The organism is Halogeometricum sp. S1BR25-6 (assembly GCF_031624495.1).
Taxonomy (GTDB): Archaea; Halobacteriota; Halobacteria; order Halobacteriales; family Haloferacaceae; genus Halogeometricum; species Halogeometricum salsisoli.
In genome coordinates, this window is record NZ_JAMQOP010000002.1 from 260,478 (window position 1) to 283,818 (window position 23,341).

The window sequence follows — 23,341 nt, forward strand, 5'->3', positions numbered from 1 at the left end:
AAGCCGGAACCGTACCGAACCGATAGAATGAGGTGCCGCGTTCGGGTATACTCCCGCAAATGTTCAGTAAGGTTCTCGTCGCCAACCGCGGAGAGATAGCCGTCCGCGTGATGCGGGCGTGCAAGGAGTTGGGCGTGCGCACCGTCGCCGTCTACAGCGACGCCGACAAGCACTCGGGGCACGTGCGCTACGCCGACGAGGCGTACAACGTCGGGCCCGCCCGCGCGGCGGACTCCTACCTCGACCACGAGGCGGTCATCGAGGCCGGCGAGAAGGCCGGCGCTGACGCCATCCACCCCGGCTACGGCTTCCTCGCGGAGAACGCCGACTTCGCCGCCAAGGTCGAAGAGTCGGAGATGACGTGGGTCGGCCCCTCCGCCGCGGCGATGGAGCGACTCGGCGAGAAAACGAAGGCGCGCGCGCTGATGCAGGAGGCCGACGTCCCCGTCGTCCCCGGCACCACCGAACCCGTCGAGTCCGCCGACGAGGTCAAGGAGATAGCCGACGAGTACGGCTACCCCGTCGCCATCAAGGCCGAGGGCGGCGGCGGCGGCCGCGGTCTGAAGGTCGTCTACGACGAGGACGAGGTCGAAGAGCAACTCGAAACCGCACAGCGGGAGGGCGAGGCGTACTTCGACAACGCCTCGGTCTACGTCGAGAAGTACCTCGAATCACCCCGGCACATCGAGGTACAGATTCTCGCGGACCACCACGACAACGTCCGCCACCTCGGCGAACGGGACTGCTCCCTCCAGCGCCGCCACCAGAAGGTCATCGAGGAGGCGCCCTCACCCGCCCTCGGCGAGGACCTGCGCGAACGAATCGGTGAGGCGGCGCGCCGCGGCGTCGACGCCGCCGACTACACGAACGCCGGGACGGTGGAGTTCCTGGTGGAGGACGGGGAGTTCTTCTTCATGGAGGTGAACACCCGGATTCAGGTCGAACACACCGTGACGGAGCAGGTGACCGGCATCGACGTGGTGAAGTGGCAACTGCGCGTCGCCGCCGGCGAGGAACTGGGCTTCGAGCAGAACGACGTCGAGATAGAGGGTCACTCCATCGAGTTCCGCATCAACGCGGAGAACGCCGCGAACAACTTCGCGCCCGCCCCGGGCGGCGAACTGGAGACGTACGACCCGCCGGGCGGGTTCGGCGTCCGACTGGACGACGCCCTCCGACAGGGCGACGACCTGGTGACCGACTACGACTCGATGATAGCGAAACTCATCGTCACCGCGGGCGACCGCGAGGAGTGTCTCGCGCGGTCGGAACGCGCCCTCGAAGAGTTCGAAATCGACGGCTTCCACACCATCATCCCGTTCCACCGGTTGATGCTCACCGACGAGACGTTCCGGGCGGGCGAGCACACGACGAAGTACCTCGACGAGGAACTGGACAGGACGAGAATCGAGCAGGCCGTCGAGAAGTGGGGACCGGCCGACGCCGAGAGCGAGGACGAGGCCGACGAGGAGGTCACCGAACGCGACTTCACCGTCGAGGTCAACGGCAAGCGCTTCGAGGTCAGCCTCGAAGAACGCGGCGCGCCCGCCGTGCAGGTTCCGGCGGGCGGCGGAAGCGGGAACGCGGGCGGGAACACCCGCTCGCGTCCCGACGAGGCCGAAGAGGACGACTCGGAGACGGTCGCCGTCGAGGGCGGCGAGCAGATAGCCGCCGAGATGCAGGGCACCATCCTCTCGGTGGACGTCGAGGAGGGCGACGAGGTCGAGAGCGGCGACGTGGTCTGCGTCCTGGAGGCGATGAAGATGGAGAACGACGTGGTCGCCGAACGCGGCGGCACCGTCGCGCAGGTGCTCGTCGGCGAGGGCGAGAGCGTCGACATGGGCGACGTGCTGGTCGTCTTGGAGTAGCGGCCGCGAATCAGTTTCTTTCGAGTGGTCAGCGGTAGCCGGCGACGACGAGAATCAGACCGAACACGACGCCGAGGACGATGAGCGCCGCGCCGCCGATGCCGTACAGTTCGGCGGCGGTGTACTGGAATCGCTCGCCGTAGCGCATAATTCCCGCCGACAGCAGTAACGTGATTCCCGAACCGGTCAGGACCGTCGCGATGTCGAAGCCGGCCGGGTTTCCGAAGTCAGGCATGCGTACTTCGAACACCCAGAACGGGCAAAGACCCACCGGCCGTCGCCGGACTCAGAGTTCCTTGACGACTTCGGCGGGGTTGCCCTGCACGACCACCTCGTCGGGTACGTCGCGGGTGACGACGGCGCCCGAGGCGACCACGCTGTCGTCGCCGATGGTCACGCCGGGGTTGACGACGGCCCGCCCCCCGAACCACACCCGGTCGCCGACGGTGACCGGCTTGCCGTACTCCTCGCCGGCGACTCGTTCCGCCGCGTCGAGGGGGTGCGTCGCCGTGTAGACGTGGACGCCGGGGGCGAGCATGCAGTCGTCGCCGAACTCGACGGGACAGACGTCGAGAATCACGCAGTCGAAGTTGGCGAAGAAGCAGTCGCCGACGCGGACGTTGTAGCCGTAGTCGCACTTGAACGTCGGTTCGACGAGCGGGTCCTCGCCGACGGAGCCGAACAGGTCCCGTAGGAGGGACTCCCGCCGGTCGTCCTCGTCGGCGCCCGTCGCGTTGTACGTCTCGGTCAGCCGACGCGCCGCGCGGCGCTCTTCGACCAGCGTCGGGTCCGACGGGTCGTACAACTCCCCCGCCAGCATCTTCTCTTTCTCCGTCTCGCCGTCTCGCTCCGGGGACATCGTTCGCCTCTCGTCGCCGCCCGACTTCGTTCTTGCGCGCCGCCGCGGACCCCCGGCGCTTTTGCCCTCGCTTGCCTCACCCCCGGTATGAACGAGACGCGCCGCGCCCTCCTCGACGCCCTCGCCGGGGGACCGACGGCCGGTCCCGAACTCGCCGAGCGACTCGGCGTCTCCCGCGCCGCCGTCTGGAAGCAGGTCGAGGCCCTCCGCGAGGAGGGGTTCGGAGTCGAGAGCGGCGACGACGGCTATCGGGTCACCGGCGTGCCCGAGTACGGCGCGGCGGCCCTCGCGTTCGGCCTCGACGCCCCCTACGAGGTGGAGTTCCACGAGCGACTCGGTAGCACGAACGACCGCGGGCGGGAACTCGCCGCTGCGGGCGCCTCGGACGTCGCCGTCGTCGCCGACGAACAGACCGGAAGCAGGGGTCGACTCCGCCGCGAGTGGACCGCTCCGGCCGGCGGCCTCTGGGTGAGTCTCGTCCTCCGACCGGAGATTCCGCCGGCGCACGCCCCCCTCTACACGCTCGCGGCGGCCGTCGCCGTGACGCGGGCGGCGCGCGAGGCCGGCGTGGACGCGTCGATAAAGTGGCCGAACGACGTCCTCGTGAGTGAAACGAGCGAGAACACATCGGAGTCGTCCGACGGAGTGCCCGTGAGCGAGGGCACGTCAGTTAACGCTGACCTCGCGGACAGCGACTCCGACTCGGCCCGCGGCGGCCGCAAACTCGCCGGCGTCCTCACCGAGATGGAGGGCGAGGCCGACCGGGTGTCGTGGGTCGTTGTCGGCATCGGCGCGAACGTCAACGTCGACATTGAGGACTTACCGCCAGGGGCGACGAGCGTCCGCGAGGAAGTCGGCGACGCCGACCTGCGGGCGTTCTGTCAGCGCGTGCTGGAGGCGTTCGCCGAGTTGACCGCCGACCCCGACTCGATTCTTCCGGCGTGGCGCGAACACGCCGCGACGCTCGGTCGGTACGTGCGCGTCGAGACGCCTGGCGGCGTCGTCGAGGGCGAGGCCGTCGACGTGCGCACGCCGGGAGCGCTCGTCGTGCGGACCGACGAGGGCGAACGCATCGTCCACGCGGGCGACTGCGAGCATCTCAGACCCGCCCGGTCGGAGGACCGGTAGTCGTAGTCAGCAGTCAGTCGGCTTCGACGCCCGTCTCGGCGTCCCCGTCGGCGTCGGACTCGGTCCCGGCGTCCGATTCGGCCCCGAGAGCCTCCTCGGTCTCCGAGACGTCGCCGACCCGCACGGTGAGCACCGGCACCTCCGAGGCGCGAACCACCTTCTCCGCGACGCTGCCGAGGAGCAGGCGGTCGATGCCGCCGCGACCGTGCGTCCCCATCACGATGAGGTCGCAGCCTTCCTGCTCGGCGAACGTGACTATCTCGCGGCTGGGCGTTCCCTCGGCGATCGTCGTCTCGACGGGGACGTCCGCCTCCGCCGCGGCGGCGCGGACCGCTTCCATCGCCGCTTCGCCGTCCGAGCGCAGCATCTCGTCCAGTCCCTCCCACGAGGACTCCATCGGGAGGCCGGCGAAGCTCCCGCTGTTGATGACGTACAGGGCGTGGACGGTCGCGCCGTGGACGGCCGCGAGTCCGACGGCGTGTTCGAGAACGCGCGCGGACCCGGCCGAACCGTCGGTCGGGACGAGGATGCGCTGGTACATCATGGTAACTCACCCCACGATAGTCGGCTCGGACGCTTAATTCTATCTCCAAAGACCGTTACGAACCGAAACCTCTCCGAGCGGCGACGAGCGAGCCGTTCAGAGCAGGACGTCGCTCACGTCCGCCTGCCCGGCGCGCCGGACGACGGCGCGGACGGGGTCCTTCGCGCCGGCGAGGTTGTCGGAGTCGCCGTCGAGGACGAGCAGTTTCGCCTCCCGCCCCGCCTCGACGACGCCGTAGTTCTTCCCCGCCAACTCGGCGCCGTTGACCGTCGCCATCCGCAGCACCTCGGCAGCGGACACGTCCGCGAGTTTGTCGAGAAACTCCATCTCGCGGAACATGGAGGGCGAGTTGAGCATCACGTTGTCCGTGCCGAGGGCGACGGTGGTCCGGTCGACCAACTCGCGCGCCGGCGCGACGCCGACGTTCGTGACGAGGTTCGACCGCGGGCAGAGCACTATCGGCACCTCGCTGTCCGCGATGCGCTCTAAGTGCGACTGCTCGGGGTGAACCATGTGGACCGCGAAGTCGGGGTCGAGGTCCAAGGCGGGGTCGATATCGAGCGAGTCGCGCTCGCCGGCGTGGATGCCGAACAGCTTCCCCGCCTCGCGCGTCGCCTCGCGGAGGTCGGCGAACTCGGCGTCGCGGGCGCCCGAGGCGCCGAACCCGTCCGACGCGCGCATCGCGTCGGCCGTCTCGCGCCCGAGGACGACCGGGTCGATGTCGAGTCCGTCCGCGGCCGCGCGGATGGCTTCGACGCCCTCGACGCCGCCCTCGCGGAACTCGATGCAGGTCGCCGTCCCCGTCGCCGCCATCATGCGCAGCGACCGCCGCATCGCCTCGACCTTCTCCTCGCGACTCGCCGCGCGGAGCAGTCGGTGCTTCAGGCCGTCCGGCGGCGCGACCAACTCGTCCAAGGACAGCCCCGACCCCGCCTCCTTGGCGATGGAGTCGCCGATGTGGGTGTGGGCGTTGACGAACGCCGGCAGGACGATGTTCTCGGAATCGGTGCTCGCCTCTTCGACGGCCGAAATCTCGCCGTCTTCGACGACGACGCGCCCTTCGACCGGGTCGAAGTCGCGCCCGCGGAGGATGGTTCCCTCGACGATCATGGTCGACACTCGCCTCGGATACGGCTTGAAACTCCCGACCCGTTTGGACGACGACTCACCCCGCGAACTCGTCGAGCGTCGCGTTGACGCCGTGGCGGACGTCCGAGACGAGGGCGCCGTCGATGTCGAGACCCATCTCCTCGACGGCGGCGCGGCCGACGGCCGCCGTCTCCCCGGCGGGCGCGTAGACGCCGAAGCGCCACTGCTGGCTCTGGGCGGTCCGGAGGGCGGACACGAGCGGCGACTGCTTGCCGAGCCGTCGTATCTCGCCGCTGACCATCACGCGCGTGGTCGACTCGGTCATCGACGGCCGCGGGGGGACGTCGACGATGACCGACTCGGGGTCGACGTCGACGCGGTCCGCGATGGCCGCCTCGAAGTCGCGGTAGACGGTATGGTCGGCGTCGATGACGTCGTCCGGGACGGCGTCCATCTCCGCCCAGACCGCCCGCTTGTACAGGTCGCGGCTGCCGAGGCGCTCGGCAAACGCGCTCGTCTCGGGCGTCATCCGGAGGGCGGCGACGAGGTCGTGGTCGTCCATCCGGCGGAGTCGGTCGGCCGTGAGGTCGGGTTGCCGCAGGAGTCGTTCGCTCGCCCGCCTGAGCATCGCCTTCGAGATTCGGGCGACGTGGTGCTGGTAGACGGTCGGGTTCATCAGCGCGCGGGCGAGCAGCAGGGACTCCGCGGTCTGGACGTTCCCCTCGTCGAGGACGAGTTCGCCGTCGACGAAGGTGAGTTCCCGAATCAGCCGCTCGTGGTCGATAGTGCCGTAGGGGACGCCGGTGTGGTGGGCGTCGCGCACGAGATAGTCCATCCGGTCGACGTCCAACTCCCCCGACACCAGTTGGCCGTACTTCCCCTCGCCGGCGACGAGGTCGGCTATCGTCGCCGGCTCCAAGTCGTGGTCGCGGAGGACGCGCCCCACCGCGCCCTCGGCGATGAGTTCGTGCACGTCGTCGTGGTACTTGCCCGTGTGGCGGTAGGTGACGCTCTCGACGTTGTGGCTGTACGGGCCGTGTCCCACGTCGTGGAGGAGGGAGGCGGCGCGGATTCGCTCGGCCTGCACGCCCCCGATGCCGAGGTGGTCGAGGGCGCGGGAGGCCAGGTGGTAGACGCCCAGCGAGTGCTCGAAGCGCGTGTGGTTCGCCGACGGGTAGACGAGTTGGACCGTCCCCAACTGCTTGATGTGTCGGAGCCGTTGCACCTCCTCGGTGTCGAGGAGGGCCTCGGCGACGCCCTCGACCTCGATGTGGTCGTGGACGCTGTCCTTGATGGTCGTCATACCGAGCGTTGTGTCGTCTTCGGATAAAAACCGTCGGGCGGGGGGTCGAACCGGCCGTCTCGCGACGTCGCCGAGCGCTCCCGCCCCGACTCAGGCGGCCGGGCCGGGACGTCGCGTGCTGCCCGCGTCGGCCAGCGTTCCGCCCAACGCGCCGCCGAGGGCACCGGGGACGACGGTCACGACGACGAACAGCAGCGTCGCGAGACCGGCCGTGAGACCGAACGCGGTGGTGGCGTCGCCCAGGGCTAGCAGCACTCCCCCGAGCAGGAGGCTCCCCGCGGCGGCCGCCGCGACGCCGTAGGCGGCGTCGCGTCCCATCGTTCCGGCGTTGACGTAGCCGGCGACGCCGCCGGCCAGAAGCCCCGAAAGCCCGGCGCCGAGCATCGGGAGGTCGGCCTCGGCGTAGGGAAGTCCCGGTCCGCCCAACAGTCCCACGGCGACGCCGACAAACAGCCCCGAGAGCAGCGCTCTGTCGTTCATGGTCCCTCCGTACGCTGCGTCAGTACGTAAACGAGTTCGCGGCGTCCCGTGACTGTCCGATTCTCAGTCGGGTGCGCGGGCGCGCCGGAGCGCCGGGGGTCGACTCGCCGGTCGCCGTCCCGACGTTCGGACCCGGCGCCGGTCACGCCGATTCGCTCCGAACCCCTTCGAGCGTCCGCGACGCCGTCTCCTCGGCGACGACCGACGCGAGGTGACGCTCGTACGCCGGGCGCGAGACGAGGCCGGTCGCTCCATCTTCGAGTCGGTAGTCACCGGCGACGACGACGTCCGACCCGTTCCGCGAGTCGAAGCGAATCGGGTCGCCCGCGAGGGCCGCCGTCACGTGGTCTTCGTGCCCGTTCGCGTCGAAGGCGGTGCGCCACGTCACCGTCGCCGAGGGCGTCACCGGATTCCAGCGCGCGTCCCACGAGTCGACGGCGACGACGAGGACGGGCGACCCGTCGTCAGGAACCTCGGAGGCGACCGTCACGTCGAACCCGCGCTCGGCGAACGACTCGCGGAGGCTCCGTTCGAGGCGGGGTCGGACCGAGTCGGGCGCGCGAACGACCACCGTCGCGTCGGCGACGACCGGGCCGGACCCGTTCGTCGTCGCCGACGCCGTCGTCGTCGAACCGGTCGCCGAGGTGTTGAACTCCGCGGCGGAGACGTCGGCGAGTGCGAGAACGCCGTACGTCGGCGCGGCGAGAGCAAGGAGGACGATGAGTGCGGCCGCGACGACGCGGACGCGGTCGCTCGAAGAACGGTCTGACATCATCTTCCTTTGGTCCCGCGGTCGGAAAGCCCTTGCCGGGACCGCTCCGTGAGCGAATGGTTGAAACCGCCCGTGGGCCTCTACGGGGACATGGTCACGTTTCTCGCCGGGGGGACGGGCACCCCGAAACTGCTCGACGGCGCGAGCGAGGTGTTCGACCCTGCGGAGACGACGGTGGTCGCCAACACCGGCGACGATATCGAACTCGGGGGGCACCTCGTCTGCCCGGACGTCGACACCGTCCTGTTCCACGGCGGCGGCGTCCTCGACACCGAGCGCTGGTGGGGCATCGAGGGCGACACGACGGCGACGGACGACGAACTCCACCGCCTCGCCGAGGCCGCCGGCCTCGACGGCGGTCCCCGCTATCTCGCCGACGAGGGGCAGGTCTCCGGGAGAGACATCGCCCGGTGGCGCCGCTTTTCAGGCGTGGCCGAGTTCATGGAAATCGGCGACAGGGACCGCGCCGTCCACCTCACTCGCACCTCCCTCCTCGACGAGGGGCACACACTCACCGAGGTGACGCGGACGCTCGCCGACGCGTTCGGTCTCGAACGCGAACTGCTCCCGATGTCGGACGACCCCGTCGCCACTATCGTCCACACCGACGAGGGGACGATGCACTTTCAGGCGTACTGGGTCCACCGCCGCGCCGAACCCGCCGTCGAGGAAGTCGAGTTCCGCGGGGCGGGCGAGGCCGACCCCACCGACGCCGTCCTCGACGCCCTCGCGAACCCTGTCGTCGTCGGCCCGTCGAACCCCGTCACCAGCCTCGGGCCGATGCTGGCAATGGACGCTTTCCGCGACGCCCTCGAATCGACGCCCGTCGTCGCCGTCTCGCCGTTCGTCGAGGACCGCGTGTTCTCCGGGCCGGCGGCGAAACTGATGGAGGGCGTCGGTCTCGATCCCTCCACCCGCGGCGTCGCCGACGCCTACCCGTTCGCCGACGCGTTCGTCCTGGACTCGGCGGACGGCACGGAGTTGAACCGGCCCGTCGTCAGAACCGATACGGAGATGGACGGCCCAGAGGACGCCGCGCGCGTCGCTCGCGCCGTCGAATCCGCGCTGGCGGAGGTCGGAGCGGAGGTGCCCCGATGACTCCGGACGTGAACTTCGACTTCGACCCCCGCCTCGCCCTCGCCAGCCTCAGCGGCGAGAGCGACGCCGCGTGGGCGCGGGCGGCCGCCCCCCACGCCGGGATGGCTGTTCTCGGCGGCGTCAGTCTGGACGGGGAGAGCAGAGACGCGGCGCGGGAACTCGTCGCGCGCGACCGAAACGAGTTCCTGCCCGCGGACCCCCTCGCGTTCGTCGCCGGCGAACTCGACGCCCTCGCCGACGTCGACGTCGAGGCCGCGGTCAACGTCCGGAGCGCGACGGTCGACCCGGTGCGCGAGGCCGCCCGAGTCTGCGCCGACCGCGGCGCCGTCCTCGAAGTGAACGCCCACTGTCGACAGGACGAACTCCGCGCCGTCGGGTGCGGCGAGACGCTCCTCCGTGACACGGACAGACTGTGCGAGTACGTCGCCGCCGCGGCCGACGAGGGGGCGACGGTGAGCGCGAAAGTCCGCGCCGAAGTCGACGGCGTGGACCTCGCGGAGACGGCGGAGCGAATCGCGGACGCGGGTGCTTCGCTGATACACGTCGACGCGATGGACTCCGAGGACGTCGTCGCGGAGGTGGCCGAGGCGCCCCTGTTCGTCGTCGCCAACAACGGCGTGCGAGGCGAGGCGAGCGTCCGCGAGTACCTCGGCCACGGCGCGGACGCGGTGAGCGTCGGCCGGCCGAGCACCGACCCGCGCGTCCTCCGTCGCGTCCGGCGGGCGGTCGACGACTGGTTCGACGGGGAACGAACGAGTGAGTCGGGGGCGGCGACGACGCCCGACCCATCGGAGGGCCGGCCGTGAGCGGAGTTGCAGAACGGCAGCATCCCCGAACGTCCGCCGAGAACGCCCAACTCGCGCTCCTGCTCGAACTCGCCGGGACGCCGAAACCCGGCAACGTCGACCGCGCGCGCGACCTCTCTGACCTCCGCTTCGAGCACTTCCTCGCGGGCGCCGTCGGGTCGGCCGAGGGCCTCCGCCGGGCCGAGTCCGGCGCGCCCGTCGGCGTCGCCTTCGAACGCGCCGTCCGCGGGATGCGCCACCAGGAAGGAGGCAACACGCAGTTCGGCTGTCTGCTCCTGCTCGTCCCCCTCGTGCGCGCGGCGGCCGCGGGCGACCTCTCGCCCGCCGGCGTCACCGAAATCGTCGAGTCGACCACCGTCGCCGACGCCGCGGACTTCTACCGGGCGTTCGAGCACGTCGACGTCGCCGTCGACGACCCGCCGGAGTCGATGTCCGACCTCGACGTCCGCCGCGGGAGCGACGCGGTGCCGGCGCTCAGAGCGCGTGGGATGACGCTGTCCGACGTGATGGCCGCGAGCGAGGGCGACGGCAACGCCGCCGAGTGGAGGGACGGCTTCGCCGCCACGTTCGAGACGGCGGAGACCATCCGCGCGGACGACGGCCCCGTCCCGGACCGAATCGCCCGGGCGTTCGTGGACCGCCTCGCCGACGGGGAGGACAGCCTCGTGCGGACGAACCACGGTCCCGAGACGGCCGCGGAGGTGCGCCGCCGGGCGGCCGAGGCCCGCGGCGACAGGGCGGAGGTGACCGAACTGGCCGAGGCGCTCGTCGCGGAGGGTATCAACCCGGGAACGACCGCCGACCTCGTCTGCGCGGCGGCGTTCGTCGCCCTCGAACGGGGGGTGTCCGTGTGAGCGACTCGGAACCCGAGGCCGACGGGTGGCCCGTCGCCCTCCGCGGCGTCACCGAGTCGGTGGTGACGACGCTCGGTCCGAACGACCGCTGGAACGTCGCCGCCCTCGGTCTGCGCGCGCCGGACGAACCGGGGGAACCGGTGACCGCGACGACGTGGGGGAACACGCGCACGCGGCGAAACTTCCACCGGCGCGGGGGCGGCGTCGTCCAGTTCGTCTCGGACCCCCGCGAGTTCGTCTCCGCGGCGATGACCGTCCGCGAGGAGGACGCCCCGGTCCTCGACGCCGCGCACGCGTGGGTCGAAGTGGAGGTCCGCCGCGTCGACGGCGGCGAACGCGGCGGCACGCGCTGGGAGGAGTGGGAGCTTCGACCCGCCGACGCGCGCGTCGTCTCCGAGACGGTGCCCACCATCAACCGCGGGTTCGCCGCCGTGATAGACGCCACCGTCGCGGCGTCGCGCCTCGACGTGCCCGCCTACGACACCGACGAACTGCTCTCCAGACTCGACTACTTCGCGGACACCGTCGAGCGGTGCGGCGGCGCGGCGGAGAAAGAGGCGTTCGAGACGATAGACGAGGTGTCGGGGTGGCGGGAGCGCCGGCGCGACTGACCCCGCCCGACCCTCCGATGACCCCTGCCACGCCCTCTCGCGCTGGCGGGCGCGGAACGAATCGTTTTAGTGCGCTCTGTGGGTATCGTCGGGCATGGCTATCAAACCCAAATACGTCAAACAGCTCGGAAAGGTGCTGCTGGAGAAGTATCCGCAGGCGTTCAACGCCGACTTCGAGACGAACAAGGAGAGCGTCAACAAACTCACGAACGTCGAGTCGAAGGGCGTGCGAAACCGCATCGCCGGGTACATCACGCGAAAGAAGGGCGGCGCGGCCAAGACGGCGTAGACGGGGGCGCTTTCTCGACGCGACATCGGTCGACCGGAGAGCGGCGCGCTCCGGAGCTACTCGATTTCGAGGCTGCCGCCGCTCCCGCCGTCGCCGCCGTCCTCGTCCCACTCCAACTCGAACTCCACGCTCAGTTCGCCGGGTTTCCCCGTCGGTCCCTCGCGTTCGGCCTTCACCTCGAAGGTCAGTCGGGGCGGCGGGTCCATCGTCACCGACTGGTCGCCGGCGCGCAGGCTCAGCGACTTCCCGCTTTCGAGGTTATCGGCCACTTTCCGCAGATACGACGCGATTTCGTCTCTGTCCTGCGTGCTCTCGGATTTGAACAGCGTCTCTTCGGGCATACGCCGTCACCTACGGGGCGAGCGCGAATAAGGGCACCTGGTGGCCGACGTCCGGGTGACGACTCCACCAGCAGGTCGGTCGTCGTCGCCGTCCTCGCACACGGTCTCCGGGCGCTGCTCACGGCGTGAACGCGCTCGTCGACCGCGAACGGTTCGCGGGAGACGGCGCCCCCGACTCAGAATCGGTCGGTGCGCCCGGCGGCGGTCCACCCGTCGCGCGGCGCGCCCGTCGGAACGCGCGCGGCCCGACGGCCGACGCCGTCCAACCGGCCGGCGAACGACCAGCGCTGGCCGTCCCACGAGTCGTCCTCGCCCTCCGACGCCGCGGCGGCCGCGGCGGCCGCCCGCCTGTCGCGGAGGTGCGCGGCGACGGCGGCGGCGATGGCCGCCGCCTCGTCGTCGTCGGCCGTCTCCGGAATCGTGAGTTCGGACTTCTCGACGGTCATATCGGGATGTTCCCGTGTTTCTTGTCGGGCAGGGACTTCCGCTTCGAGCGCAGCATCTCCAAGTCCTCGACGAGGCGCGCCCGCGTCTCCGTCGGTTCGAGCACGTCGTCGAGGAATCCCCTGTCCGCCGCCGTGTAGGGGTTGGCGAACTCCTCGCGGTACTCCTCGATGAGTTCGTCCCGGCGGGCGTCGGGGTCCTCCGCGGCGTCGAGTTCGTCGCTGTAGAGGATGTTCACCGCGCCCTGCGGTCCCATCACGGCGATTTCGGCCGTCGGCCACGCGTAGTTGACGTCTGCGCCGAGGTGCTTCGACGCCATCACGTCGTAGGCGCCGCCGTAGGCCTTCCGCGTGATGACGGTCATCAGCGGCACCGTCGCCTCCGAGTAGGCGTAGAGTAGTTTCGCGCCGTGGCGGATGATGCCGCCGTGCTCTTGGTCCGTGCCGGGCAGGAACCCGGGCACGTCGACGAACGTCACGATGGGGATGTTGAACGAGTCACAGAAGCGCACGAAGCGCGCCGCCTTCTCGGAGGCTTCGATGTCCAGCGTTCCGGCGTTCACGCGCGGTTGGTTGGCGACGACGCCGACGGAGTGGCCGTCGAGGCGGGCGAAGCCGACGACGATGTTCTTAGCGAACTCCTCGTGGACGCCGAAGAACGAGCCCTCGTCGAGGACACCGTCGATGACGTCGTGGGCGTCGTAGGGCTTTCGGGGTTGGTCGGGGACGACGGAGTTGAGCGACTCGTCGGCGCGTTCGGGGTCGTCCCACGGTTCGACGCGCGGGGGGTCCTCCACGTTGTTCGGCGGGAGGTACGACAGCAGGAGTCGAATCTGGTCCAATGCCTGCTCCTCGGAGTCGCAGGCGAAGTGCGCCACGCCCGACTCTGAGGCGTGCGTCATCGCGCCGCCGAGTTCCTCGAAGGTCACCTCCTCACCGGTGACCGTCTTGATGACGTCCGGGCCGGTGATGAACATGTGGCTGGTGTCTTTCACCATGAAGGTGAAGTCGGTGATGGCGGGCGAGTAGACGGCGCCGCCGGCGCACGGTCCCATGATGGCCGAAATCTGCGGGACCACGCCGGAGGCTTCGGTGTTCCGTCTGAATATCTCGCCGAACCCGCCGAGCGACTGGACGCCCTCCTGGATGCGGGCGCCGGCGGAGTCGTTGAGGCCGATGACGGGCGCGCCGACGTCGACGGCCTTGTCCATCACCTTCGACACCTTCTCGGCGAACACCTCGCCGAGAGACCCGCCGAAGACGGTGAAGTCGTGGGCGAAGACGAACGTCTTGCGCCCGTCGACTTCGCCGTAGCCCGTGACGACGCCGTCGCCGGGCAGTTGCTTTTCCTCCATTCCGAACTTGTGGTTGCGGTGCGTTCGGAACTGGTCGAACTCGTTGAACGTCCCGTCGTCGAGGAAGTAGTCGATCCGCTCTCGGGCGGTCATCTTCCCCTTGTCGTGCTGGGACTCGATGCGGTCTTCGCCGCCGCCTTTTCGCGCGCGCTCGCGCTTTTCGCGGAGTTCGTCGATACGGTCGTCCATCGTCACGCCGGACCACCTGCACTCATTATCACGAACGTCCAGACGGGACGCAAAAGGGTTTCCGCAATACGGCAATCGAGGGTTCGACGTCCGTCGTGATTTTTATCCGTCACTACGCCCCGAATCGCCGTCGAATCCGGTCGCGGACGGAGATGCAGCCGCCCCCTCAGAGTTGCACGATACCATTGCACGGGAGAAGTGGTACTAGCGACCGGAAGAGCGAACCGTCGAGACGGCGGGAGCGACCGCGACTTCGACGTCCGGGCGGCGCGACGCGCGCGGTCCGCCGACTCGGTTTCTCCCGACCGGGAGGGACGACCGCCGTCACCCTTAGGCGCCACCGGTCGGTATCGGCGACCGTGTCCCACCGCTACACCGGCGACGACGACGACGAGGAGTCGGAAGCGTTCGACCAGGACGCGTCCCGCCGCTCGGACGACCGTCGCTCGGGCGAGGACGTCGACAGCGACACGACCGTCACCAGCCGCGAGGCGTCGGGCGCCGGCACGGACGCCGCCAGCAGTCCGGACCCCGCCGACGGTTCGACGGCCGACGAGGCGGCCGCCGAGAAGACGGACGCCGACGAATCCGGGGCGCACGAACTCCCCCCCATTCTCGACGTGCGGGACGCGCTGGACCGCATCGAACGCGAGTCCGACGCCGACGTCTCCGACCAACTGGACCGCGTCCGCTCGCTCCTCGACGAGTACGAGGGCCGCGAGGCCGACGCCAGCACCTCGCAGGCGTCGCTGGTCGACGACGTCGACGGCGTCGTCGTCTCGATGCGCGAACGGCTCTCCGGCGACGCCGACAGGCTGGCGGAGGGCATCGAGAACCGCCTCCAGATCTACCGCGACTCGCGGAGCGACGCCTCCGAGACCCTCTACGCTTCCGGGGCCGGTCTCTCCGACAACGGCGGCGACGTCGAGTCGGCGAAGGCCGTCCGCGGCGAGGCGGTGACGCTCGAAGCGACGCTCGTCAACCAGGGCGAACCCCGCGACGGCGCGGTCCGCCTCACCTTCTACGACGAATCGAACGCCCCCGTCCTCCGGGTCGAGCGCCGCGAGACCGACCTCCGACCCGACGACAACCGACAGGTGAGCCAGCGGGTGTTCGTTCCCGAGGAGGCCGAGTACTTCGACGTCACTGCGCTGGACGCGGCGGAAACGGCGGCGAGCGCGTCCACAAACGCCTGAACCGCTCGATTCTTCGGTCTCTGATTTCGGTTTCCCGTTCTCCGCTTTTCGTCCTCTTACCCGTTCTCACACCGCCACCAGCGCCGCGCCCGCCACGACCAGCACCGCCCCGGCGACGATGCCGCGGGTGACGCGTTCGAGGTCCGAGAGCAGGAAGTACGAGAACACGGTCGTGAACAGCGGCGCGGTGGCGATGAGGGGGTCGACGACGGCGACGCGACCCTCCGGCAGCGCCAGCGCGGTGAACATCGCCAACAGCGCGACGGCGGTCATCGTCCCGCTGACGGCGAAGACGCCGTAGGTTCGCCGCGGCGCCTCCAGCACGTCGCGGCGGCCGGCGACGAGGACGTAGCCGCCGAGGGCGACGAGCGCCGCGAACTCGTTGAGCGCGACGGCTTCGAGCGCCGTGGTGTCCCCCAGTCCGAGACCGAACCGGCGGAGGACGTTGCCGATGGCGAACGTGACGGCGGCGGCGAGCGGCATCAGCAGGTCCCGGGTGTCCCACCCGGAGATGTCGCCGCCCTTCGCCAAGGAGAGCACCGCAAGGCCGACGACGAGGACGAGGACGCCCGCGGCCGTGGCGAGCGAGACCGGTTCGTCCAAGAACCCGACGGCGAGGGCGGTGGCGAACAGCGGTCGGGCGCTGACGACGGCGCTGGAGACGCTGGCGCCGACGCGGTCGTTGCCGGCGAAGATGGCCAACCGACCGAGGGCGGTGCCGAAGACGCCGGCGGCGACGAACACCGCGGCGGTTTCGAGCGGAAGGCCGACGAACGGCACGGTTCCGCGCGCGAGGAGGGCCAGCGAGTACAGGAGGGTGTCGACGACCACCACGACGAGCGACGCCTGCAGGGGCCGGCCGCCGCCCGAGAGCGCGCGCTTCTCGATGACGGGGGTGAACCCCCACAGCACCGCGGGGCCGAGCGAGAGGAGGAGGACGAGCGGCGAGACGGAGACGTTCACGTGCGTCGGTCCGGCGGCGGCGGGGAAAACGTGCTGATAGCGGAAGCGAAGGCTGGAAAAAGCGGTTCAGACGAGCGAGCGCTCGCCGCGCAGGCCCGCGAAGGCGGCGCCGGCGACGGCGACGGCGGCGGCGACGGTGGGCCAGAACCCGATTTCGGCGTCGACGTTGAACGTCGTCAGGAGGGTGAACACGAGGAACGTCGGGAGCAGGACGCCGACGGCGAACAGCCACGGCGTCGCGACGGCGCGGCCGACGGGGCCGGCGCCCTTCCGGAACTCGACGAGCGCGTCCCGACCCATCACCCAGCCGACGAAGACGAGACAGACCGCCAGCCCGATGGTGAGCAGGATGTCGACGAGGGTGCCCGCGACGAACCCGAACACGCCGGCGTTCAGCGCGCAGACGGAGCCGGTGACGGCGACGAGGCCGCCGACAGTCGCCGCGGCGCGGCGGCGCGGGAGGTCGTACTCGTCGACGAGGAAGGAGACGGAGATTTCGAGGATGCTGATGGCCGAGGAGAGCGCCGCGAGGGCGACGACGGCGAAGAACGCCGTCGCCACGAGCGCACCGGCGGGAAGCTGCGCGAACGCGCCCGCGAGGCCGACGAACAGCGCGCCCGCGCCGGTACCCGTCTCGCCGGGTTCGATGCCGAGCGAGAACAGGAGCGGGAAGACGACCAGACCCGCGAGGACGCCGACGACGGTGTTGAGGACGGCGACGCTCGCGCCGTCGAACGGCAGCGAGCGGTCCTCGTCGAGGTAGGAGGCGTACGTTATCATCGTGCCGACGCCGAGCGAGAGGGTGAACAGCGCCTGCCCCGCCGCGGGGCCGAGCAGGCCGAAGAAGTTCTCCCGGATGACGCTCGTGTCGAACCGGAGGTAGAACGCGTACGCCTCGGCGGCGCCGGCCTGCGTGGAGGCCCACGCCGCGAGGCCGACGAGCAGGGCGAAGATGGCGGGCATCATCCACTTCGTGGCGACTTCGATGCCCCGCCGGATGCCGGCGACGACGACGAACGCCGTCAGCGCGAGGAAGACGAGGTGGAACGCGACGGCGTCGAGTCCGACGGACGCCGCGCCGAACGACGCGCCGGGGTCCGCGAAGTAGGGGGCGCTCCCGGCGACGACGCCGAGGAGGCTCTCGCCGAGGTACCGCAGTATCCAGCCGCCGACGACGCTGTAAAAGGAGATGAGCACCAGCGAGCTGAAGACGAGAAAGCCGCCCGCGAGGCCCCAGCGGTCCGACCCCGAGAGCTGTTGCAGGGCGCCGACGGGGTTGCGCTTGGCGCGCCGCCCGACGACGAACATCGCGAGGAGGCCGGGGACGCCCACCAGAAGGACGATACCGAGGTACATCGCCAGGAAGGCGCTTCCGCCGTTCTCGGCCGTCACCCACGGGAACCGCCAGATGTTCCCGAGGCCCACCGCGCTCCCGACGGCGGCGAGGATGAATCCGACGCGCGTCGCCCACGTCTCTCGTGCCATTGACTCGCAATCCCCCGCTCGGGCTAAAAGCGCTTACGGACCGAGGATTCGTCAACCGGCAAATGTAACGGATAAACTGCGGTCAGAATGCGATATTCGTCGAGAATCGAGACGGAAATCGGTCGTTCGGTGACGATTCCTCGACGGCGGGGTGAGCCGAGTCGGCGCCCGCGGAGTCGACGTCGGCCCGCGCGGCGTCAGAGCGGCGGGACGATGGCCGGGTCGGGGCCGCCGAACAGCGTGATGAGGCCGAGCACCAGCGTGAGGACGACGCCGAGGAGGACGACGGTGCGGACCAGCCACAGCCACAGCGAGCCGATTCCGCCGCCGAAGCCGGTGCCGCGGAGGAGTTCGTCGACGGCCGGGCGGCCGAACACCCAGCCGACGAAGACGAGGATGCCGAGCACCGAGAGGGGGAGCAGCAGCGAGTAGGCGAGGTTGTCGAACCACGTCAGCCACGCCGTGTCCCACGCCGAGGGGAGGCCGAGGACGAAGATGGCGGCGCCGAGGCCGGCGGCCACCTGCGGACGGGAGACGGCGTAGTTGTCGACGGCGTAGGAGACGACGACTTCGAGCAGGCTGATGGCCGACGACAGGGCGGCCACGAGCACGACGAGGAAGAAGACGAAGCCGACGACGCGGCCAAACGGGATGGTCGCGAACGCGCCGGCGACGCTGACGAACAGGGCGCCGGCCCCGCCGGCGCCGGGTTCGGCCCCCTGCGCGAACAGGAGGGGGATGACGACCAGACCCGCGAGGATGCCGATGAGACTGTTGAAGACGACGATGGTGACGCTGTCGCCGAACAGGCTCTCGTCGCCGTCGATGTAGGAGGCGTAGGTTATCATCGCGCCCATTCCGAGCGACAGCGAGAAGAACGCCTGCGAGACGGCGAACGGGATGATTTCGGCGAGGGGGCCGCTGAAGGCGACGAACGGGAAGACGTTCGTGAAGACCACCGACAGGCGGAGTTGGCTCAGGTCGGGCGAGAGGAAGTAGGCGTAGCCGGGACCGGACCCGGGGAGCGTGAACGCCCAGACGGCGAGGGCGACGAGGATGACGAGGATGCTCGGCACCATCAGCTTCGTCGCCTTCTCGATGCCGTCCTCGATGCCGAAGGCGACGATGCCGACGACCAGGGCCATGAAGACGGCGTGCAGGGCGACGGCCGGGAGGCCGGCGGAGACGGCGCCGAAGTACGCGCCGGCGTCGCCGAAGTACGCACCGGTGAGGCTACCGCCGACGTAACGGAGCACCCACCCGCCGACGACGCTGTAGTACGAGAGGATCCAAAAGCCCGTCAGCAGACCGATGATGCCGACGACGCGCCACTGGCGGTAGCCGAGTCGCTCGAACGCGCCGATGGTGTTGAGGTTGCTCTTCCGGCCGATGACGAACTCCGAGAGCATCGCCGGAAGCCCGATACCGAACGCCGCCACGAGGTAGACGACGAGGAACGTCGCGCCGCCGAACTGCGCCGTTTTGAACGGGAACTGCCAGATGTTCCCGAGGCCGACGGCGCTTCCGACGGCGGCGAGGATGAACCCCGCCCTCGTCGCCCACGTCTCTCGTTCGCTCATGTCTGTCTCTCCGTACCAGACGAAAACGTGATAAACAACACGATGTGCGTCCGAAATCGGCCGAGAAATCGACGGGTTCGTTCGCAGCCGCCCCCTGAAGAAACGTTCGTCAGTTTCTGTCGCTCCGCGGTGATGTGCGTGACCGTGTGTACCGCGTTACGAAGGCGCGGGAACCGCGACGCCGTTCGCGCCGGGCGCGCACGTAGGCTTATGTCGGCGGCGTATCAGTAGTAGCGTATGGCAGACGACTCCGAGACGACCACCGACGCGACGCGTTCCCTGTCGACGCTCGGCCGCGTGCTGTTCGGCCTCGGTCTGGCGCTGCAGGCCTCCGAGGACTTCCGAGACATGGAGGGGAACATAGAGTACGCCGAGTCCGCGGGCGTGCCGATGCCCGAACTGGCCGCACCGTTCGCCTCCGGGATGATGTTCACGAGCGGACTGCTCCTCGCCGCCTGGCGGCTTCCCCGCCTCGCCACCGGGGCCGTCGTCACCTTCCTCGCGGTGGTGACGACGACGATGCACGACTTCTGGAACGAGGAGGGCGACGCCAGCGGCGAGCGTCTCGCCTTCTTCGGCAATCTGGCGATGTTCGGCGCGGCGCTGGTGTACCTCCGCGAGGCGTACCGCTGAGGCGGCGAACGCGGACACGGTCGCGAACGCGGACACAGTCGCGGCGCCCTCGACGCCGCACGCTCAGGTTCCGATTCTCGTCACACCCAGAATCGCGCCGCACTCCGAACACTCCCACACCCTGCCGGTGCTGAACTTCGCCGACGTGCCGCTCTCGACCACTTCGACCAACTCCTCGCCGCAGTCGGGACAGTGACCCATGGCGGCCGCTTTCGCAGACGTGACAAATAACTGTCTGCTCCGGCGAGACGGGTCGACGCCGCTCAGGGGACGAGCACGAGTTTGCCGACGAAACTGTCGTTGAGGACGGCCCGTTGGGCGTCGGCGGCCGCTTCAAGGGCGTAGGTGTCGTGGACGACCGGTTCGACGTCGCCGCGGACGAGGAGTTCGTTGAGGCGCGCGAGCACGTCGCTCGGATACGGCGTGTTGAACATCGACATGAACTGATAGCGCAGTTCCTTCGACTTCGTGGCGCCGATGTCGTCGAACCCGCCCTCGGCGGTGTCGTTGCCGACGCCGACGATGCGGGCGCCGTCGGCGGCGACGTCCGCGTTCAGTTGGAGGTAGCGGTCCATGTGGGTGTCGAGGACGACGTCCGGGGCGCCCGCCTCCGAAATCATGGACTGGAGGTCGTCCCGACGGTAGTCGAAGACGGGGTCGGCGCCGAGGTTCCGCAGGGCGTCGTGGTGGTCGGGAGAGGCCGTGGCGACGACGCGCGCCCCCATCGTCCGCGCCAGTTGGACGGCGACGTGCCCGACGCCGCCGCTCCCGCCGTGGACTAACACCGTCTCGGCGGGTTCGACGCCCGCGTGGTGGACGAGGGCGCGCCACGCCGTCGTGCCGACGAGAGCGAGTGCGGCCGCGTCGGTCAACTCCGCGTCGTCCGAGAGATGGGCGAGCGAGTCGACGGGCGCCGCCACCTGTTCCGCGTAGGTGCCCGGCCGGCCGTTGCCGAGGCCCGTGCCGAACACCCGGTCGCCGAGGGAGAATCGCTCGACGCCGTCGCCGACGTCGACGACGGTCCCTGCGAGGTCGGACCCGGGGACGAACGGGAGACTCGGAACCGGATACGCCCCCTCGCGGAAGTACGTGTCCACCGGGTTGACGCCGGCCGCGCCGACCTCGACGACGACCTCTCCGTGTCCCGGTTCGGGTTCGGCTACGTCGTCGACGGCCAGTACGTCCGGGCCTCCGTGCTCGTGGAATCTGACTGCGCGCATGGGCCGCGTTCGACAGCGGGCATCATAAATGAGTGCGGCGGAGTCTCGGGCGTGCCCGGAACGTGCCCCGAATGCGGCCTCGTCCGCCTCTACGCGGACTGAGGGGTTCTCGCTTCAGCGGACCATGTACCCGCCGTCGACGACGACGGACGCGCCGGTGACGTACCGGGCGGCGTCGCTGGCGAGGTAGACCACGGTGGGCGCGACGTCCTCCGGCGGCGCGATTTCCTCCATCAGCATCTCCCCCTTCCACACCTCGTCGATGTCGGGGTCGACGGCGTCGGCCTGGTCGGTGTTGTCCGTCCGTATGTAGCCCGGCGCGACGGTGTTCACGCGCACGTCGTATTCGGCCCACTCGGAGGCTAGCTGTCGGGTGAAGGACTCGACACCACCTTTCGAAGCGTTGTAGGCGACCTGTCGCTGGGGGTAGTTGGCGATGAACGCCGACATCGAGGAGACGCTGACGATGGACCCGCCGTCGCCGGCGCGCATCGGTTCGCCCGCGTACTTCGAGCAGAGGAACACGCCCGTGAGGTTCGTCTCCACGACTCGGTTCCACTCGTCGAGGGTCATGTCCTCGATGCCCTCGTGGACGACGATGCCGGCGTTGTTCACCAGCACGTCGACGTCGCCGAACGCCTCCAAGGTCGCGTTCACCATCGACCGCACCGAGTCCTCGTCGGCCACGTCGACGGGGACGGCGAGCGTCTCCGCGCCCGTCGAGTCGGCTATCTCCTCGGCGGCGACGGCCCCCGAGTCGGCGTTCCGGTTCGCCACGACCACGTCGGCGCCCGCCTCCCCCAACGCCTGCGCGATGGCGCGGCCGATGCCGCGGTTGCCGCCGGTCACGATGGCCGTCTCGCCGTCGAGTCTGAATCGGTCGATAACTCCCATACCGAGGCGTCGACGGCGGGTGGCATAAGTTGTCGTCGTCGGTTCCGCGTTCCGTCGGCGTCGCTGAACGGGAACCCGCCGCGGGCGGGACTGGAAGGGGCCGCGCTGTCAGCCAGCCCCGACGAAGCAAGCACGTGAGTGAAGCGAACGCGCGCAGCGAGTCGCGGCGGCTGACAGCGCGGGGGCTTCCGAGTTGTTCTCTATCGTTCAGTCGGCGAGTTTGTCGTCTCTCACGCGGAATCGTTCGTCACGACGAGTTTCCCGACGCTCTCTCGTTCCTCCATCGCGCGGAACGCCTCGCCCGTCTCTTCTAACGGGTAGGTCTCGTCTATCTCCGGGACCAACTCGCCGTCGGCGACGAGGCCGACCAGTCGCTCCAACTCCGTCTGCGTGCCCATCGTGCTCCCCAGCACCTCGTTGTGCTGTAGGAACAACTGCGGGATGTCTATCTCGGAGTAGCGCCCCGCCGTCCGCCCGCAGACGGCCATCCGGCCGCCGCGGCGGAGGGTATCGAGGCCGAGTTGGGTGTACTCGCCGCCGAGATGGTTGACGACGGCGTCGGCCGGTCCCACGTCCTCGACGGCCTCGCGCAGTTCGTCGGGGTCGGTACCCTCGACGGCGTGGTCGAGACCCAACTCGGTCATCCGGTCGAGTTTCGACGCCGAGGAGGAGGTGCCGACGCTCCGCGCGCCGAGGGCGTCGGCGAGTTGGACGGCTGCGACGCCGACGCCGCCCGTCGCGCCCGGAACGAACACGAGGTCGTTCGCCCCCACGTCGGCCTTCCGGAGCATGTGGTAGGCGGTCATGTACGCGGTGGGGAGGGCGGCGGCCGTCGTCGACTCGACCGAATCGGGCAGGGTGACGAGTCTGTCCGCCCGCACGCGCGCCCGTTCGGCGAGGCCGCCGTGGTAGAGCGAGAAGTTCTCGCAGAGGTTCTCCGGTCCCTCGCGGCAGAAGCGACACGTCCCGCAGGTCTCGTTCGGGCAGAGGACGACTCGGTCGCCGGGGTCGACGGCGGTCACGCCGTCGGCGACGGCGCGCACCGTCCCCGCCACGTCGAGACCGCTGACGAACGGCAGGTCGTCGGCGTCGACCATCGCGGAGTCGCCGTCGAGAATCCAGAGGTCGTGGCGGTTGATGGAACAGGCGTCCACGTCGACGACGGCCTCGCCCGGCCCCGGGTCAGGGTCCTCGCGATCGACCATCTCGACGCCGTCCGGTCCGGTGAGTTCGGCGAATGCTGCGGCGCGCATGGTGCGCGATTGCGGCGTGAGACCGATAACGCTGATGACGGGACGACTCCGACCGGCACGAGAGCGGCCCGCAACCGACCCCCCACGC

General features: G+C 69.8%; 26 protein-coding genes. 9 read left to right on the forward strand and 17 right to left on the reverse strand.

The window, feature by feature from the left end:
* The first annotated feature begins 59 nt into the window (after positions 1–59).
* Complete coding sequence (locus NDI76_RS11295; RefSeq protein ID WP_310924180.1) at positions 60–1,868, forward strand: acetyl-CoA carboxylase biotin carboxylase subunit; 1,809 nt, start codon at positions 60–62, stop codon at positions 1,866–1,868.
* A 28-nt stretch (positions 1,869–1,896) separates the two neighbouring features.
* On the opposite strand, the gene NDI76_RS11300 is transcribed toward NDI76_RS11295, so the two are convergent.
* Together NDI76_RS11300 and NDI76_RS11305 are read right to left on the reverse strand one after the other, a co-directional pair.
* Complete coding sequence (locus NDI76_RS11300) at positions 1,897–2,103, reverse strand: hypothetical protein (RefSeq protein WP_310924181.1); 207 nt, start codon at positions 2,101–2,103, stop codon at positions 1,897–1,899.
* A 51-nt stretch (positions 2,104–2,154) separates the two neighbouring features.
* Positions 2,155–2,727 (reverse strand): maltose acetyltransferase domain-containing protein, encoded by a 573-nt coding sequence (locus NDI76_RS11305; RefSeq protein ID WP_310924182.1) that lies wholly within the window; start codon positions 2,725–2,727, stop codon positions 2,155–2,157.
* A gap of 87 nt (positions 2,728–2,814) precedes the next feature.
* On the opposite strand from NDI76_RS11305, the gene NDI76_RS11310 reads away from it, so the two are divergent.
* Positions 2,815–3,855 (forward strand): biotin--[acetyl-CoA-carboxylase] ligase, encoded by a 1,041-nt coding sequence (locus tag NDI76_RS11310; protein WP_310924183.1) that lies wholly within the window; start codon positions 2,815–2,817, stop codon positions 3,853–3,855.
* A 13-nt stretch (positions 3,856–3,868) separates the two neighbouring features.
* Here the strand turns inward: NDI76_RS11310 and NDI76_RS11315 are convergent, their stop codons facing one another.
* From NDI76_RS11315 to NDI76_RS11335, 5 genes are all read right to left on the reverse strand, one after another.
* Entirely contained in the window at positions 3,869–4,399 is a 531-nt protein-coding gene (locus NDI76_RS11315) for a universal stress protein (RefSeq protein ID WP_310924184.1), read from the reverse strand.
* A gap of 96 nt (positions 4,400–4,495) precedes the next feature.
* On the reverse strand, positions 4,496–5,509 hold the full coding sequence (locus NDI76_RS11320) for an amidohydrolase family protein (protein WP_310924185.1): 1,014 nt from the start codon (positions 5,507–5,509) through the stop codon (positions 4,496–4,498).
* A 55-nt stretch (positions 5,510–5,564) separates the two neighbouring features.
* Positions 5,565–6,791: an HD domain-containing protein gene (locus NDI76_RS11325; protein WP_310924186.1), complete on the reverse strand. Its 1,227-nt coding sequence runs from the start codon at positions 6,789–6,791 to the stop codon at positions 5,565–5,567.
* A gap of 90 nt (positions 6,792–6,881) precedes the next feature.
* Positions 6,882–7,271 carry a hypothetical protein gene (locus NDI76_RS11330; RefSeq protein ID WP_310924187.1) on the reverse strand — a complete coding sequence of 130 codons (390 nt, stop codon included), beginning with the start codon at positions 7,269–7,271 and terminating at the stop codon, positions 6,882–6,884.
* A gap of 142 nt (positions 7,272–7,413) precedes the next feature.
* Positions 7,414–8,043, reverse strand: coding sequence for a hypothetical protein (locus NDI76_RS11335; RefSeq protein WP_310924188.1), 630 nt, complete (start codon positions 8,041–8,043; stop codon positions 7,414–7,416).
* Positions 8,044–8,133: 90 nt separating this feature from the next.
* On the opposite strand from NDI76_RS11335, the gene cofD reads away from it, so the two are divergent.
* The 5 genes from cofD (at position 8,134) to NDI76_RS11360 (ending at position 11,701) form a co-directional block, all read left to right on the forward strand.
* Entirely contained in the window at positions 8,134–9,141 is a 1,008-nt protein-coding gene (gene cofD / locus NDI76_RS11340; protein WP_310924189.1) for a 2-phospho-L-lactate transferase, read from the forward strand.
* Positions 9,138–9,947, forward strand: a complete 810-nt coding sequence (locus NDI76_RS11345; protein ID WP_310924190.1) for a tRNA-dihydrouridine synthase — start codon at positions 9,138–9,140, stop codon at positions 9,945–9,947. The genes cofD and NDI76_RS11345 overlap by 4 nt, the downstream gene beginning before the upstream one ends.
* Entirely contained in the window at positions 9,944–10,801 is an 858-nt protein-coding gene (locus NDI76_RS11350; RefSeq protein WP_310924191.1) for a triphosphoribosyl-dephospho-CoA synthase, read from the forward strand. The genes NDI76_RS11345 and NDI76_RS11350 overlap by 4 nt, the downstream gene beginning before the upstream one ends.
* Positions 10,798–11,412 carry a DUF447 domain-containing protein gene (locus NDI76_RS11355; protein WP_310924192.1) on the forward strand — a complete coding sequence of 205 codons (615 nt, stop codon included), beginning with the start codon at positions 10,798–10,800 and terminating at the stop codon, positions 11,410–11,412. The genes NDI76_RS11350 and NDI76_RS11355 overlap by 4 nt, the downstream gene beginning before the upstream one ends.
* Before the next feature lie 94 nt (positions 11,413–11,506).
* On the forward strand, positions 11,507–11,701 hold the full coding sequence (locus tag NDI76_RS11360; RefSeq protein WP_310924193.1) for a 30S ribosomal protein S17e: 195 nt from the start codon (positions 11,507–11,509) through the stop codon (positions 11,699–11,701).
* A gap of 56 nt (positions 11,702–11,757) precedes the next feature.
* Here NDI76_RS11360 and NDI76_RS11365 read toward each other — a convergent pair whose 3' ends face one another.
* The 3 genes from NDI76_RS11365 to NDI76_RS11375 form a co-directional block, all read right to left on the reverse strand.
* A complete protein-coding gene (locus NDI76_RS11365; RefSeq protein ID WP_310924194.1) occupies positions 11,758–12,042 on the reverse strand; it encodes an amphi-Trp domain-containing protein in 285 nt (94 codons plus the stop codon).
* 176 nt (positions 12,043–12,218) lie between these two features.
* On the reverse strand, positions 12,219–12,488 hold the full coding sequence (locus tag NDI76_RS11370; protein ID WP_310924195.1) for a DUF8022 family protein: 270 nt from the start codon (positions 12,486–12,488) through the stop codon (positions 12,219–12,221).
* The gene (locus NDI76_RS11375; protein WP_310924196.1) at positions 12,485–14,029 is read right to left on the reverse strand and encodes an acyl-CoA carboxylase subunit beta; all 1,545 of its coding nucleotides are present in this window, start codon (positions 14,027–14,029) and stop codon (positions 12,485–12,487) included. The genes NDI76_RS11370 and NDI76_RS11375 overlap by 4 nt, the downstream gene beginning before the upstream one ends.
* Before the next feature lie 359 nt (positions 14,030–14,388).
* On the opposite strand from NDI76_RS11375, the gene NDI76_RS11380 reads away from it, so the two are divergent.
* Positions 14,389–15,225: a hypothetical protein gene (locus tag NDI76_RS11380; protein WP_310924197.1), complete on the forward strand. Its 837-nt coding sequence runs from the start codon at positions 14,389–14,391 to the stop codon at positions 15,223–15,225.
* A 66-nt stretch (positions 15,226–15,291) separates the two neighbouring features.
* Here NDI76_RS11380 and NDI76_RS11385 read toward each other — a convergent pair whose 3' ends face one another.
* The 3 genes from NDI76_RS11385 to NDI76_RS11395 form a co-directional block, all read right to left on the reverse strand.
* Positions 15,292–16,188 (reverse strand): EamA family transporter, encoded by an 897-nt coding sequence (locus NDI76_RS11385; protein ID WP_310924198.1) that lies wholly within the window; start codon positions 16,186–16,188, stop codon positions 15,292–15,294.
* A gap of 66 nt (positions 16,189–16,254) precedes the next feature.
* A complete protein-coding gene (locus NDI76_RS11390) occupies positions 16,255–17,673 on the reverse strand; it encodes a sodium-dependent transporter (protein ID WP_310924199.1) in 1,419 nt (472 codons plus the stop codon).
* 197 nt (positions 17,674–17,870) lie between these two features.
* Entirely contained in the window at positions 17,871–19,253 is a 1,383-nt protein-coding gene (locus NDI76_RS11395; protein ID WP_310924200.1) for a sodium-dependent transporter, read from the reverse strand.
* A 237-nt stretch (positions 19,254–19,490) separates the two neighbouring features.
* On the opposite strand from NDI76_RS11395, the gene NDI76_RS11400 reads away from it, so the two are divergent.
* Entirely contained in the window at positions 19,491–19,886 is a 396-nt protein-coding gene (locus tag NDI76_RS11400) for a DoxX family protein (RefSeq protein ID WP_310924201.1), read from the forward strand.
* Between the two features lie 63 nt (positions 19,887–19,949).
* Here NDI76_RS11400 and NDI76_RS11405 read toward each other — a convergent pair whose 3' ends face one another.
* From NDI76_RS11405 to NDI76_RS11420, 4 genes are all read right to left on the reverse strand, one after another.
* A complete protein-coding gene (locus tag NDI76_RS11405; protein ID WP_310924202.1) occupies positions 19,950–20,087 on the reverse strand; it encodes a hypothetical protein in 138 nt (45 codons plus the stop codon).
* 62 nt (positions 20,088–20,149) lie between these two features.
* The gene (locus NDI76_RS11410; RefSeq protein ID WP_310924203.1) at positions 20,150–21,106 is read right to left on the reverse strand and encodes an NADPH:quinone reductase; all 957 of its coding nucleotides are present in this window, start codon (positions 21,104–21,106) and stop codon (positions 20,150–20,152) included.
* Between the two features lie 114 nt (positions 21,107–21,220).
* Positions 21,221–22,000, reverse strand: coding sequence for an SDR family NAD(P)-dependent oxidoreductase (locus tag NDI76_RS11415; protein ID WP_310924204.1), 780 nt, complete (start codon positions 21,998–22,000; stop codon positions 21,221–21,223).
* Positions 22,001–22,230: 230 nt separating this feature from the next.
* Complete coding sequence (locus NDI76_RS11420; protein ID WP_310924205.1) at positions 22,231–23,253, reverse strand: alcohol dehydrogenase catalytic domain-containing protein; 1,023 nt, start codon at positions 23,251–23,253, stop codon at positions 22,231–22,233.
* Positions 23,254–23,341: the final 88 nt, after the last annotated feature.